The sequence below is a fragment of the Fortiea sp. LEGE XX443 genome (genome assembly GCF_015206815.1).
Classification (GTDB): Bacteria; Cyanobacteriota; Cyanobacteriia; order Cyanobacteriales; family Nostocaceae; genus Nostoc_B.
On record NZ_JADEXZ010000011.1, the window covers coordinates 48,614 to 63,970 of the forward strand.

Genomic DNA, 15,357 nt, shown 5'->3' on the forward strand with positions numbered 1-15,357 from the left:
AAACCTCAATAATTTGTCCATTTAACTCTAAGTTTATTTATACCCAATAGCCTGATTCAAAATTACATTTAACAAGTAAAAAAAGAATATTATTTAGTTAAATCAAGTAGATATAAGACTTTTCGTCTCAATATTAAATTATCTGTGAAATTAATATTTTGTTCTTATTTTAAGTGATAAAAAATAGATCATTAAGTAAAAATTAGCTTGATATTAGAGGGTCATGTTCCTCCGCCTAGAAAAATTGGAGGATGTGACCCAACTAGCAAGACTAAATTCAAAAAGGTGGCAACTCTTGAAGAATTGTAAAGCGAATATGATTAATTGCTAAATCGCCTATGGGAATATCTTCTTTCGTGAGTCTGACACCTTGACTACTTAAGGTTTCAAAAGTAATACCCTTGCCAATTTCAATGTGATACCAACACAAGCCCATAAAAAAGCGAGTGGGATAAGGCCCACCATTTCCCAAGTCATCAGGATTTGACTCCATTGGCAACCAGCCAAAATTTGGGATGTAGAACTCTAACCAAACGTGATTAAAATCTGGTTGTAATGGTACTCCTTGGTGTTCACCATATGGCGGACATTTGTACCTACCAACTGTGCGACAGGGGATGCCATTCAAACGGCATAAAGCTAGTAAAACACCCACATACTCACCACAAGAACCAACACCTCGTTCTAAAACAATATCTGGAGTGTCAATGTGGGGTTTAATGCCGTAAGATAACTCATCGTAGACATAGTTACGGATACTATACATTTTCCGTAACAAGTTGGTTTCAGAGCCAATGGCATCATGGGCTGCACTACGAACAATAGACGTATCCATTGCCAAATCGTCGTCATCTACTAGATAGCGACTTTGAAATTCTGCTGATAATTCGGGCAAGTCTTCTACATCTTTAGGTGTAATCCGGTACTTAATTCCGCGTACTTCCAACAATGCTTTCCAACCAAATACATGCCGTTCACCGGGTGTCAGGGCATCAAATTTAAACACTGCTACCCGTTGCCCATCAATTACTTCTTCGGTAAAAGGAACACCAATAGGTTCAACGTGTTTGAGTTTTTGGCGTTCCGTTTCTGAAGGTAAGGCGATGCGCCATTCTACATCTGGTAGATACACCTCTTCTAAAGGCGAAATTTCCTCAGCGTAAGACATTTCGATGAGGTAGCCATTAGAAAGGGCGTAGCGCTTATCAGGGTTGTAATGATAATACAACGGGTGAATGAAAGTCCGATCGCGGTAAGTTAACTCATGATTGGGGTCAGCGTTAGGATTATCTCGGATATAAGGCTCGTCAGAAGCATAGGCGACATAAAGAGTTTCCTTACCCTCAGCATCTTGATGTACCGCTATACCCGTAGGCGAATCAAACGGTGTCAGGACACTAAAATTTACTTCGCCTGTCGCCCGATCCATCGAGTAAACTGTTTGTTCAGTGCGATCGCAAATCCATAGAGTTTCTTGAGTCACTGTCACATTTTCTACACCGACCCCAGGGGCATAAAATTTGGTAATTTCTTTCCGCGTATTGCGGTCAAAAATCAAAATGTAACCCAGCTTTTGGCAGGTAACATAGACTGTCGATTCCCAAACAGCCACACCATTAGCGGTATAGGGTAGAGTGGCAAAATGCTCAAGTCCTAAAGAACCAAGCTTAGACAAATAAACACTATTGTCACGAGTTACCCACAAGGTATCTTCCCAAACTGCTAAACCAGTGACATCATTAAATTCTTTAACCTGATGAGGATTGATAATTTTACTGTTGTCAGACTCAGGATCAATCTCCAGTAGATGTCCTTTTGTGCTGTCAATTGCAATGAGTGTATCTTGAATGAAAGCAATGCCACACAGGGAGGCAGCCGTAAGCGGTCGAATTGTCCTTTGCCTAAACATCGGCTAGCAGTCTAACTAGGGAGTGCAAAACTTATATTAAGCATATATATTCAACGGTTTAGCACGCCTAGCATCAATTTTGGTATAACCTTTAGACGTAACCGCAAATTTTTTGGGGAACAGTTTATAAAAAACTGTTCTTATAAACACTATGAATTACATAAAAATACATAGAAGGCTAACTTAAAAAAATTTAGTAAATGTCTTGAAACACATTTAAACTTGTACAAGTTACTAATAAATCTAATGTAACTTTAGTTGATGGATTTCTTGCCATGACTAAATTATGATTATGATCAAATTTTGTCACCTTTTCCTGTAACCTACACAATGTCTGCTAATTCTCTGCCTGAAAGTACCCCAACTTGGCATACTTTGGAAGTTGATCAAGCTCTAGACCTGCTGGACAGTAAGGCAGACAGTGGCTTAACCCCCCAAGAAGTTGAACAACGGTTGCAAAAATATGGCCCCAACGAATTAGAAGAACATGGTGGCCGCGGTGCTTGGGAAATTCTGCTAGATCAGTTCAAGAACATCATGTTGTTGATGCTGATTGCAGTGGCTTTCATTTCTGGATTTTTAGATTTTACAGCTTGGCAAGCTGGCGAATTAAAGCCAGGAGAAGTACCGTTCAAAGATACAATTGCAATTCTGGCAATTGTCATCCTCAATGGTGTTCTGGGGTATGTCCAAGAAAGCCGGGCTGAAAAAGCTTTAGCCGCACTCAAGCAGATGGCTTCTCCTCTAGTGCGAGTTATGCGTAATCGCAAGCTGTTAGATGTAGCAGCTAAAGAAATCGTCCCAGGAGATGTGATGCTGCTGGAAGCAGGGGTGCAGATAGCCGCAGACGGCCGCTTAATTGAGCAGTCTAATTTACAAATACGAGAATCAGCGCTCACAGGTGAAGCCGAAGCTGTAAATAAGCAGGCAAATCTTCAACTACCTGAAGATACATCTTTAGGCGATCGCCTGAACTTAGTCTTTCAAGGAACTGAGGTTGTCCAAGGACGTGGCAAGGTTCTAGTCACCAATACGGGGATGCAAACAGAACTGGGGAAAATTGCCACCATGTTGCAATCGGTAGACAGTGAACCTACCCCTTTGCAGCAACGGATGACTCAACTGGGTAATGTCCTAGTTTCCGGTTCTTTGATTCTGGTAGCGATCGTGGTGATTGGCGGTATCATCCAGGCCAGAGGTTTTAGCAATTTACAAGACCTTTTGGAAGTTTCCTTAAGTATGGCGGTGGCAGTAGTACCCGAAGGCTTACCCGCAGTCATTACAGTCACCTTGGCGTTAGGAACCCAGCGGATGGTACGCCGCCATGCCTTGATTCGTAAACTGCCAGCAGTGGAAACCTTGGGTTCTGTTACCACCATTTGTTCTGATAAAACCGGCACACTCACGCAGAACAAAATGGTGGTGCAATCTATTTTCACCAATAACAGAACTTTTCGCGTAACTGGAGAAGGTTATGCTCCGATTGGGGATTTTCAATTAGATGGTCAAAAAATTCCTGTAGAAGACCACCCTGAAATTCCTGGTTTGCTCATCGCCTGTGCTGTTTGTAATGACTCGGTACTGCAAAAAGAAAAAGGGGAATGGGCAATTTTAGGCGACCCCACCGAAGGCGCGTTGGTGACTTTAGCCGGAAAAGCTGGTATTGAAAAAGACCAATGGAACAGCAAGTTACCCCGTATCGGTGAGTTTCCTTTTACCTCGGAACGCAAACGCATGAGCGTAATTACTCAGGTAGAAGAAGTAGCTACAGGGGAACCAGCTTTTACAGGTGTAGATCCGGTACTTGCAGGGTTCATCAACTCGGAACCTTACCTCATGTTTACCAAAGGTTCACCAGAGTTAATTTTGGCACGTTGCACTGAAATTCGTTTGGGTACAGACTCAGCGCCATTGACAGAAGAACAACGCAGCCAAATTCTGGCAGTAAATGATCAAATGGCAAGTAAAGGCTTGCGGGTGCTAGGTTTTGCCTACAAACCCCTCACAGAAGTGCCACCGGAAGGCTCAGATGAGGCATGGGAGCAAAATTTGGTCTGGCTGGGATTGGTTGGAATGCTGGATGCACCAAGACCAGAAGTTAGGGCAGCGGTGGAAGAATGCCGCCAAGCAGGTATTCGCCCAGTCATGATTACTGGCGACCACCAATTGACAGCCCGCGCCATTGCTACCGATTTGGGCATTGCTCAAGAAGGGGACAGAGTTCTAACTGGTCAAGAATTGCAGCGCATGAGCGACCAGGAACTAGAGCAACAAGTTGACTTAGTGAGTATCTATGCCAGAGTTGCCCCAGAACATAAACTGCGGATTGTACAAGCATTACAACGCCGGGGTAGATTTGTAGCGATGACAGGGGATGGTGTAAATGATGCCCCAGCCTTAAAACAAGCAGACATTGGGATTGCAATGGGCATTACTGGTACTGATGTCAGTAAAGAAGCCAGCGATATGGTGCTGCTAGATGACAACTTTGCTACTATCGTTGCCGCCACCAAAGAAGGTAGAGTTGTTTACACCAACATTCGCCGCTTTATCAAATACATTCTGGGTAGTAATATCGGTGAAGTTTTAACAATTGCTGCCGCACCCCTCTTAGGTTTAGGAGGTGTTCCCCTCACACCATTACAAATTCTCTGGATGAACTTGGTGACAGACGGTTTACCAGCCTTAGCCTTGGCAGTGGAACCACCAGAACCTGATGTCATGAAGCGTCCACCGTTCAGTCCTCGCGAAAGCATTTTTGCCAGAGGGTTGGGTGCTTACATGATTCGGATTGGGATTGTGTTTGCGATTATCTCAATTATTCTTATGGCATGGGCATATCGCCATTCCCATGCAGTGATAGGAGAAGGACTTGACCCAGAACGTTGGAAGACAATGGTATTTACTGCCTTGTGTATGGCACAAATGGGTCATGCGATCGCAATTCGTTCCAACAACCAACTTACTATTGAGATCAATCCCTTTTCTAATCTGTTTGTGCTGGGGGCTGTGGTTGTCACCACGATTTTGCAACTCATGCTGATTTACGTCCCACCGCTGCGGGCATTCTTCGGCACACATTGGCTACCGCCTACAGAGTTGGCGATTTGCTTTGGTTTCAGTGCCTTAATGTTTGTGTGGATTGAAATGGAGAAACTTTTCTTCCGTTTTATGGGCAAGAGAACCGTGTAAAAAAAGTTAAAAGGTAAAAGTAAAAAGTAAAAAGAGCAGAATGTGGCATTGCTAGTTTTTTCCTTGTGCCTTCTAGCTTCTACTTTTAGCCTTTCTGCAAGAATATTTACTTGTGCCTTTTACCTTTTGCTTTTTTACTTATACTATGTATCTCAAAACTTTACACCTGAGACAGTTTCGTAATTATCAAGACCAAAAGGTTGATTTTACTGCTGCCAAAACAATTTTGGTAGGAAATAACGCTCAGGGTAAGTCGAATTTGTTGGAAGCTGTAGAGTTATTGGCAACATTGCGATCGCACCGGATGGCACGCGATCGTGATTTAATTCAAGATGGGGAAGCCTTCGCGCAAATCAACGCCACCCTGGAACGACAAACAGGTGTCAGCGATTTAACTTTAACTCTCCGCCGTAACGGTCGCCGCAGTGTGGCGATTAATGGCGAGATAGTACGGCGACAAATGGATTTTTTAGGTGTTCTCAACGCCGTGCAGTTTTCCAGCTTGGATTTAGAACTTGTGCGCGGTAGTCCAGAAGTCCGGCGCAACTGGTTAGATACCCTGTTAATTCAACTCGAACCAGTTTATGCCCACATCTTGCAGCAATACAACCAAGTATTACGCCAGCGCAACGCCTTCTTAAAAAAAAACCAAGATTCAGCACTCAGCACTCACACTTCGACTCCTTTCGACTTCGCTCAAGACAAGTCGCTCAGTGCCCAGCACTCAGAACTAGCTTTATGGGATGCACAATTAGCCATTACAGGCACAAGGGTGATTAGAAGACGCGATCGCGCTATTCAAAGATTAGCTCCTCTTGCTGCTGCTTGGCACACCCGTATTAGTGGTAGTACCGAAATCCTAGAAATTAAATATTCACCTAACGTCCCTTTGGTGCAGAACCAACCAGAAGACGTACAACAAGCTTTCTTAAGCAAAATTCAGCAACGCGCTGTTGCCGAAGTGTACCGAGGTACTACCCTTGTCGGCCCTCATCGTGACGAAGTAGAATTGACCATCAATCAAACACCTGCTCGGCAATATGGTTCTCAAGGTCAGCAACGAACCCTAGTATTAGCCTTAAAATTAGCAGAATTGCAGCTAATCGAAGAAGTCGTTAAAGAGCCTCCACTATTGTTGCTTGATGATGTCTTAGCTGAATTAGATCCATCCCGTCAAAATCAATTGCTCGATGCCATTCAAGACCGTTTTCAAACCCTAATCACTACTACTCACTTGAGTTCTTTTGATTCTCAGTGGTTGAATTCTTCCCAAATTTTGTTTGTGAAGGCAGGAGAGATATCAATAAAGTAGTCAATGATCAAAATGGCAAATGACATTTCAATTATGCAAAAAATTAATCACAAATTAGACCCACACGAAATTGCATCATTAGGTGCATCATTACGAGCAATTGAGCAAAAGCTCTTAAAACAAAGACGGAAAGAAGGATATACTAAAATTTGGTTTCAAGGTGAAGAACCATATTTTGATGTTTTTTTTGAATTTGAGAATGAAAAAATAGTCTGGTTTCAATTTACTTTGCGCGGTAAAACAGTGTCATGGGATATAAAAAGACCAGAATTACAAACAGGTAATACTAATGAGTTGTGTCTTGATGATGTGAGTTTTTATGCAGCTAGTAAAACCATCGAAAATGACACCCAAACAGATTGGGAATTTATATATTTAGTTAAATTAATTTTAGAAACTAGGGCAGAAGAGGAAATTTTTGCTAAAGCATTAGCATTATTTAAGAAATAATTTTCATTTTTTCACTTAATGACAACCTTAACTATTTTCTAATTTCTTAAAAAGATTCAGCACTAAAATAGTCAACAAAGCAGAAATTAATCCTAATTGCCATAAACCACACCCAGCAGCAATTCCTAAAGCTGCTGAAACCCAAATCGCTGCGGCTGATGTTAGTCCGTGAACTTCAGGATGTTGCGATTTTTGGGAAGATTCACGGATTATTTCTCCAGCCCCAAGAAATCCCACACCTGCTGCAATACCCTGAATGACACGGCTCAGAGCATCAGGACTAGACTGTAGCATACCTGTTTGCAAGGGGATGAGAGTAAACAAGGCTGAAGCCAAACTTACCAGCATATGAGTTCTTAAACCTGCTGATTTACGTCTGAGTTGGCGTTCTATACCAATAACTCCGCCTAACACTAAAGCTAGGCATAGCCTAAAAATGATGTTCAGCAAATCATTTGGTGCAAAGTAGTAGGTGTTTAACAATTCTGTTTTAGGATAGATAATGATATATGCTACTCTAACTTAGCAACAGAATTGCTCAGGCTAGGGAATAAGGCTGAGGTAAAAAATATTTTCATGGTATTGTTGTTTACAAAGTTGATGCCAATTTCTATTTGGTAACAGTGCTGAGTAAAAAATACCAGAATCTAATCTCTAGTTCTTATTTGCTTTTTGATCCGTTATTGATGTACACAGTTCATAATCAGGATAAAGAGTAATATAGCTTTAAATTTTTGTTGTAAAAATATTCTGACCTAGTTTTATCGGCTTAACTACACAGTTCCCTGTATTGGGAAATTTAAAGACATTTCCGAAAATTTGTTGATTCCTCAGTCAATTATGGCGATTTTATATTGTTGACTTCGTTCAGCACGGTGCTGTTTTAGGCAGATTAGATGTAATTGGGATTAATATTTATGGGAATATGAGTGATCTACACTAAAGGCAAAGCTTTCAAATTGATCAAATATCTATTTGAGTAAGTAGTCCGACAAAATTAAATTTATGGGTGGAGATAGGAGACAGGGTAGAGGTTACAGTCAAAAATTTGTGTAATTAATTCTGTCTGATTACTTATGAAACCTGATTAATTAAATAAAATTTTAACTTAAACTGCTGGATTTAGCCGTAAACTCAATATTTGAAGGCTTTATCCCTGTTTAGGGTTTAATTTAGGACTATTGCATAAAAAATATTCATGAATCAAGGGGTGAGATTACCGGAAGACATCGTGTAATGAGAAATTAACTCATAACTAGGTCAAACTAATCTTAAATAGATAACTAGAAATAACTTCTCTCGGCAGATAATTTAGTAAATATCCTCTGAACATTACCCAGAGGAAAAGCCTGTAGGGCAGATTGACAACTGATAAAAAATAAAGTGAGTGGAAAAAGTCTACTGGCTTGACCAAATTAAACTGCAAGACCGCGCCAAAGTAGGTGACAAAGCATTTTACTTAAGCAGAATAATGCAGCGTGGCTACCCTGTGCTACCTGGTTTTGTAGTTTCAGCAGAAGTTTTGCAGCAATTTTTAGAAACTATCAACAGTTCAGAGTCATTAGTCGCAGACTTACCTCATTCTTCATTACACCTTGACGTGGCTAATTGGCGGCAACTTCAGCTGGTGGCTGGACGCTTGCGTCAAGAAATTATGGCTGCAACTGTGCCGCCACAGTGGATAAGTACAATTTTTGCAGCAGCGAGAGAATGGCAAACCAGGCATTTGATTTTGCAACCAACACTGTCAGTCTCGAATACTGCACAAGGAATAGGAAATACATCTGGGTTACTGGAGTCAATCTTTTGTTACTGTGATGAAGATGCGATCGCCTTTGGATTAAAGCGCATCTGGAGTCAGTTATTTCGCGCTAGAAGCTTACTATATTGGCAACGCGTTGGAATTGATCTGCAAAATGTCAATTTGGCTGTGTTGGTGCAACCAATGCAAAATGCGATCGCTAGTGGCTCACTCCATGCTAATTTCTCTGAATGGACAATTGAAGCTACTAGAGGATTAGGAGTAGCACTCACCAGAGGCGAAGTTTTGCCAGATGTCTACCACATCCAGCCGGAAACAGGTATTATCCTGGAACGAAATTTAGGTAATAAGTTGCTGGCTTACTGTCTAGATGATGGAATTGCGGCCTCAGATCCATCTATACTCCAGTCAGTGTTGACAGATGAGAATACTGGTCTATTGGCTCACTTAGTTACAGAAGACCAACAAAAACAATACGCTTTAACAGAACAAAACCTGCAACGACTGATAGATTTAGGAAATCAACTAGTAACTGAACTGGGTAACAGTTTTACTGTTCGGTGGAGTATTTCGGATGCAGATTCCGTCCAGATCACAGAAGGAAGCATCCCACCATCGACAATTCCCAATTTACAGTTAATCAAAGGACTAGGTGCAGCCACAGGACGTGTAACGGCTAATGCTTATGTGATTAATGCACTACAAAAACCTGAGCAAATACCTCAAGGAGTCGTTCTTGTCGTCCCAGCGATCGCACCCGATTGGTTATCATTAATGCAACAAGTGGTAGCGATCGTCACAACCCAAGGAGGGTTGACTAGCCATGCAGCGATCCTATCCAGAGAATTAGGTATTCCCGCCGTTGTCAGTGCAAAAGATGCAACAATATTAATTCAAACTGGAGAAAAATTACTGGTGGATGGCGACAGGGGAGAAGTTTATCGCCTCAGAGAGAGCAAAGCTGGAACTGGAGAGAATCAAGAAATTAATTCCACTACATCCTTCTTACATAATCAGCTTGTTAGTCCTCACCTACCCATGATTGCTACTCAACTACTAGTTAACCTGAGTCAGCCTAGTTTAATCGAGCGATCGCAAAACTTACCTGTCGATGGCGTGGGATTGTTACGCTCAGAATTAATGTTATTAAACTTACTGCAAGGACAACATCCTCATGGTTGGCTTTTAAGCGGTCGTCGGGATGAACTTTTGGAGTTATGGTCACAGCAGATTATACAATTTGTGAGTGCTTTTAGTCCCCGACCAGTTTTCTATCGCTCTCTAGATTGGCGATTTCATGAGTTTTCATCGTTAGCACATACTCCACCATCTACGTCACATTCAATTTTGGGCGATCGCGGGACATTTAGTTATGTCAACAATCCCGCCGTTTTTGAATTGGAACTCGCAGCTTTGCTAAATGTCCAAAAAGCTGGCTACAACAATCTTCGTCTGTTATTGCCATTTGTGCGAAATGTGGCTGAGTTTACTTTTTGTCGGCATAAAGTTGAGCAAATCGGGTTAACTCAGATGTCGCAGTTTCAACTGTGGATGATGGCAGAAGTACCTAGTGTATTATTTTTACTACCAGAGTATGTGAAAGCCGGTGTAGATGGGATCTCGATTGGCACAAATGACCTCACACAACTATTGTTAGGAGTAGATCGAGAACAAGGACAGCTAACAAAAATATTTGATGAACGCCATCCGGCAGTTATGGGTGCGATCGCTCAACTCATCCAAATGGCTAAAAATGCCGGAATACCTTGCTCAATCTGCGGTCAAGCACCAGCATTGTATCCCGAAATCATTGATCAATTAGTGGAATGGGGTATTACTTCCATTTCTGTAGAACCGGAAGCAGTTAAGCGAACACATCAAGCGATCGCTCGTGCTGAACAGCGTTTGATTTTAGCAGCCGCACGCCGAACGCTTCATTGAAGAAGGCAGGAGGCAGAGGGCAGAAGGAACAATTGAACTGGAGGCAGGAGGCAGGAGGCAGAGGGCAGAAGGAACAATTGAACTGGAGGCAGGAGGCAGAGGGCAGAAGGAACAATTGAACTGGAGGCAGGAGGCAGGAGGCAGAGGGCAGAAGGAACAATTGAACTGGAGGCAGGAGGCAGGAGGCAGAGGGCAGAAGGAACAATTGAACTGGAGGCAGGAGGCAGAGGGCAGAAGGAAAGAATTTGGTGGGGGATTCAGACCCTCATCAAATAAGTACCACGGAATCATTCGCGCAAGCGTCTCTGAAAGAGAAGATTACAGTGGGGGACTCAAACCCTTGCTCCCTCTGGTCGCGGCTGTTGTAGAGGGCAGTATTCCTTGTCTACGACACGCTGCGCGATCTGCCTCCTGCCCCCTGCCCTTCCTGATAAATCATCAATTAGTCGATGCGATCGCCAAATCATGAACACCTGATGCTAAACCCCTACACTAAAAGTAGGGGTTTAAAATCCGAGGAAGGTTACTAGAGTGAACAGCAAGAATCAATTTGTCTTAGCATTAGTCTTGAAAAGCGCTCTTGTCTTTTCACCCTTGCTGCTGTCTACTGGTTTGGCTAGTGGACAAACTACACCACCCATCGCCAAAGAACAAACTGTAGCTCAAGTACTCTCTAATCAAGAGCGGGAAGAATTAACACGACTACGGGAGCGAGTTCCATCTGGTTTGAATCAGACAACTATTTTGCTCAATGTCTGGTTAGTCATATTAAGTCTATTTCCTATAGCTGTAATTGCCTTATTTTGGCTGTTAAGACGAGTAGCAATTCGGGAAATTGTTGACAGAGCAATGGGACAGCTAGAAGGGATAGAAAACTTACAAAACCAGATAACTATTGTTAAACAAGAAGCAGAAAATCTGATACAAGAAGTCAAAAAAATTAATCGCGAATTAGAGAATGAATCGGAAACTCTAAAACATAATATAAAACATGAGCAAGACAATTTATCTATTTTTGCATCTGAGATATTGCAATCAAAAAATAATATTGTGTCGGGTTTAGAAACAGAGATTAAGAGCCTACAACAAAGTCTAGAAAATTTAGAATTTGAATTTAGTAATCAATTACATCAACTCCAGCTAACTGCTCAACAAAAACGAGATACAACTTTAGAAAATATTGGCCATTTAGAATCTGAGCTTGCTTCGCAAATCTCGGAAATAAAATTAGATACTCAACAACAAAAGAATTTAACCTGGGAACAGTTAGAACACTCTAAAAATGAATTGATAGCTCAGATTGCCAATTTACAATCTGATATTCAGCAACAAAAAGATGGCTTGCTTGAGGGATTATTGCAATCACAAGCAGAATTTATATCTGAGTTAGCAGGAGTTAGAGTAGACACTGAACAACAAAAGGATAAAACACAGAGAAATATAGCAGAATTAGAACAGATCTTTAATTTGCATATATCAAGATTACACTCGGAAAGTCAGCAGCAAAAAGATACTCTGCTTGAGGAATTGGCAACAACTCAAAAAGAATTTATATCTGAGTTAGCAGGAATCAGAGTAGATGCTGAACAACAAAAAGATAAAACAATCTGCAACATAACAGAATTAGAAAACAGTATCAAAGCACAAATATCTGGTTTACAATCCCAATATGAACAACAAATATTAGAAAATCTCGAAAAATCGCAAATAGAGTCGCAACTAGATATCCAAAAGCGCAGAGATTTAATTATGGAAAATTTAGAAAAATCTGGTTTAGAGTTTGCTGCACAATTTTCAGAATTGCAATCAAATGCTCAACAACAAAAGTTATTCATTCTGGAAAAACTTGAAAAACTAGAGACAGAATTTGTGACTCAACTGTCAGAATTACAGTTAGATGCTCAACAACGCAAAGAGTTAATTCTGCAAGAAATTACAGATTCAAAAGTAAAACCAACCCAAGAACCTCAACCACAACCACTAGTATCAGCAGAGGCTGAATTGCAACAGGGTGATGATTTATTTGCCCAAAAGCAATATGAAGAGGCGATCGCCTGTTACGATCAAGCAGTCAAAATCCAGCCTGATGACGCAACTGCTTGGTTAAAGCGCGGAATAACTCTCGGAAGATTAAAGCGCTACAAAGAGGCGATCGCCTCCTATGATCAAGCAATCAAGCTGCAACCAGATTATCACCAAGCGTGGTGCGATCGGGGCGTGGCTTTCGGTAATCTTCGCCAGCACAAGCAAGCCTTTGCTTGTTTTAATAAGGCGACAAAAATCAAACCCGATGATGCAACTGCTTGGTTAAACCGTGGTCTATCTCTCATAGAATTTGAAGAATATGAAGAAGCATTAGCTTCATTTGATCAAGCATTAACATTCCAACCAGACTCTCACAAAATTTGGGATAAACGCGGTTACACTTTGGTAAGATTAGGACTGGATGATGATGCGATCGCGGCATTTAATAAAGCGTTAGAAATTAAACCAGACTATGCAATTTCTTATTACAACAAAGCAGCATGTTATGCACTCCAAAAACAAGCTGAATTAGCTATTGAATGTCTACAACAAGCAATCGAAATCAATCCTCGATATAAAGAAGATGCTGCGACAGATATAGATTTTGATGAGATTACCAATAATGAGCGCTTTCAGCAGTTGATAAGGGGCAGGGGGAACTAAAGGTACAAACCTCACCCCTTGTGTGTGAAAGCTCTCTTGCTTTTTCCCTCTGCTCTGCTCCCCTGTTCTTTCATTTCCGCTTTCCCCTCCCACTGGCGGCATAATAATCAATTCTCCTGCGGCATTCATTTCTAGATTTAAATCACGATTGGCAATACACAATTGATAAAGTTGCTCATCGGTTAAATGAGCGATCGGTTCTAGATTTAGCACAACAGTATTCATCTAAACCTCTCTTTGTGTTTTCGTTGTTACATAATCATCCTATTTGGTTTATGAAAATCCCGCTTGCTCAGATACCCGACTTCTTTGAGAAGTCGGGTATCTAAAAAATTTGCGTCTGAACTATTGACGATCGCACTTTTAACGCAGACTATTAACTATTGACTTTTGACAATTAACCAATGATAAAAATTGCAGTTATTGGGGTTGGGCGTTGGGGAGTACATTTACTGCGGAATTTTTTAGCGCATCCCCAAGTGAGTGTAGCAGCAGTACTAGATCCCAATTCAGAAAGATTAGCCGCCACCAAGCAGCAATTTAACTTAGATGACAATATATTCTTGACAACTCAGTGGGAAGATTTACAGCAAATACCAGATTTAGCAGCAGTTGCGATCGCCACACCAGCCGCTACTCACTATAATTTAATCAAAGATGCCCTGAAGCAGGGATACCATGTTTTAGCAGAAAAGCCTTTAACTTTAGACCCCAAAGAATGTGTGGAACTTTGCCAGTTGGCAGAGTTACAGCAGTTAATCTTAATGGTTGATCACACCTATTTATTTCACCCAGCGGTTGAAGCAGGACAAGCGGTAGTTCAAGCTAGTAAATTAGGTGAGTTACGCTACGGTTATGCTTCTCGCACTCATTTGGGGCCAGTCCGACAAGATGTTGATGCCCTCTGGGACTTAGCTATTCATGATATTGCAATTTTTAACAACTGGCTGGGACAAGTACCTGTGAAGGTTCAAGCCATTGGTAATGTGTGGTTGCAAAATGAAGGGAATAGCCTGCCATCTGGTTTAGCCGATTTAGTTTGGGTGACACTAACCTACCCGAATAACTTTCAAGCATATATTCATCTATGCTGGCTCAACCCTGATAAACAACGGCGATTGGTAGTTGTGGGTAGTCTTGGTAGTTTAATTTTTGATGAAATGACCGCAGCATCACCGTTAACTTTGTTACATGGTGAGTTTGAACGTCAGGAAAATCATTTTTTACCTGTTAATCAAAGCCGAGAAGTATTGGAATTAAAATCAGGGGAACCATTACAACGGGTTTGCCATCGCTTTATTCAATCCATACTCCAGAATAATCCAAACGTAGTGTCATCGGGCTGGGTAGGTACAGAGTTAGTCAAAATTCTGGCGGCTTTAACAACATCTCTCAATCAAGGCGGACAACCTGTTTTTTTGAAGAATATTTAGCATTACCAATTTTATGAAAATCTAGAGGCTCATATCCCAGATTTCTTGAAGAAGTCGGGGATCTTGTTTTTCACGAATAATTTAGGACTGCTATAGAGTGAATATATATAAACAGAAATTTTCAAATGACCATTTACTTTTACAAAGTTTGGCAGCCTTACGGTTGTTTTTCTAACTTTTCTCCCCACCCAATCCAAATCCACGGTACTTATTGGTCAACAGTTGAGCATTATTATCAAGCACAAAAGTTTGTAGGCAGCAAAGATGCGGCAATTATACCTGTTATTCATGCTGCTGCTACACCAGAAGAGGCAGCCGCTTTAGGACGCTGTAGTACACGTACACTACGTTTAGATTGGGATTTGGTGAAAACTCAAGTTATGCGTGAAGCTGTACTCAAAAAATTTGTCACTCATGCCGATATTAGGGAAATTTTACTCGCCACAGGTGATGAGACGATTGTAGAAAATTCCCCCACTGACTGTTTTTGGGGTTGTGGTCAAGATAAAACTGGTCACAACCATCTTGGCAAAATTCTGATGAGTGTGCGTGAAGAAATTCGTCGATTATGTCTTTACTCGGTAATCACTGGTGATTGTCTAACAGAATAGCTACAGATGAAGAGATAAGTAGTCATGCAAAATAAATTTTATAGTTAGGAGAGGGAACA

At 41.3% G+C, this 15,357-nt stretch carries 9 protein-coding genes and 1 pseudogene; 7 read left to right on the forward strand and 3 right to left on the reverse strand.

Annotation, left to right across the window (positions count from 1 at the left end):
- Nucleotides 1-277: 277 nt before the first annotated feature.
- Nucleotides 278-1,909 (reverse strand): transglutaminase domain-containing protein, encoded by a 1,632-nt coding sequence (locus IQ259_RS07010; protein ID WP_193882967.1) that lies wholly within the window; start codon nt 1,907-1,909, stop codon nt 278-280.
- A gap of 330 nt (nt 1,910-2,239) precedes the next feature.
- Between IQ259_RS07010 and IQ259_RS07015 the strand changes: the two genes are divergently transcribed.
- From IQ259_RS07015 to IQ259_RS07025, 3 genes are all read left to right on the forward strand, one after another.
- Nucleotides 2,240-5,101: a cation-translocating P-type ATPase gene (locus tag IQ259_RS07015; RefSeq protein WP_193882970.1), complete on the forward strand. Its 2,862-nt coding sequence runs from the start codon at nt 2,240-2,242 to the stop codon at nt 5,099-5,101.
- Between the two features lie 145 nt (nt 5,102-5,246).
- Nucleotides 5,247-6,413, forward strand: a complete 1,167-nt coding sequence (recF, locus tag IQ259_RS07020; RefSeq protein ID WP_193882971.1) for a DNA replication/repair protein RecF — start codon at nt 5,247-5,249, stop codon at nt 6,411-6,413.
- A gap of 12 nt (nt 6,414-6,425) precedes the next feature.
- Nucleotides 6,426-6,863, forward strand: a complete 438-nt coding sequence (locus IQ259_RS07025) for a hypothetical protein (protein WP_370568008.1) — start codon at nt 6,426-6,428, stop codon at nt 6,861-6,863.
- 27 nt (nt 6,864-6,890) lie between these two features.
- On the opposite strand, the gene IQ259_RS07030 is transcribed toward IQ259_RS07025, so the two are convergent.
- Complete coding sequence (locus tag IQ259_RS07030; protein WP_193882974.1) at nt 6,891-7,346, reverse strand: MgtC/SapB family protein; 456 nt, start codon at nt 7,344-7,346, stop codon at nt 6,891-6,893.
- Nucleotides 7,347-8,250: 904 nt separating this feature from the next.
- Here IQ259_RS07030 and IQ259_RS07035 point away from each other — a divergent pair.
- Nucleotides 8,251-10,566 carry a putative PEP-binding protein gene (locus IQ259_RS07035; protein ID WP_193882976.1) on the forward strand — a complete coding sequence of 772 codons (2,316 nt, stop codon included), beginning with the start codon at nt 8,251-8,253 and terminating at the stop codon, nt 10,564-10,566.
- Between the two features lie 531 nt (nt 10,567-11,097).
- Nucleotides 11,098-13,254 carry a tetratricopeptide repeat protein gene (locus tag IQ259_RS07040; RefSeq protein ID WP_193882978.1) on the forward strand — a complete coding sequence of 719 codons (2,157 nt, stop codon included), beginning with the start codon at nt 11,098-11,100 and terminating at the stop codon, nt 13,252-13,254.
- Between the two features lie 69 nt (nt 13,255-13,323).
- Here IQ259_RS07040 and IQ259_RS27100 read toward each other — a convergent pair.
- Nucleotides 13,324-13,479 (reverse strand): annotated as a pseudogene (locus tag IQ259_RS27100) (Uma2 family endonuclease); the annotation flags it as partial.
- 179 nt (nt 13,480-13,658) lie between these two features.
- Here IQ259_RS27100 and IQ259_RS07045 point away from each other — a divergent pair.
- A complete protein-coding gene (locus tag IQ259_RS07045) occupies nt 13,659-14,687 on the forward strand; it encodes a Gfo/Idh/MocA family protein (protein WP_193882980.1) in 1,029 nt (342 codons plus the stop codon).
- A 125-nt stretch (nt 14,688-14,812) separates the two neighbouring features.
- Nucleotides 14,813-15,298 carry an NADAR family protein gene (locus IQ259_RS07050; protein ID WP_193882982.1) on the forward strand — a complete coding sequence of 162 codons (486 nt, stop codon included), beginning with the start codon at nt 14,813-14,815 and terminating at the stop codon, nt 15,296-15,298.
- Nucleotides 15,299-15,357: the final 59 nt, after the last annotated feature.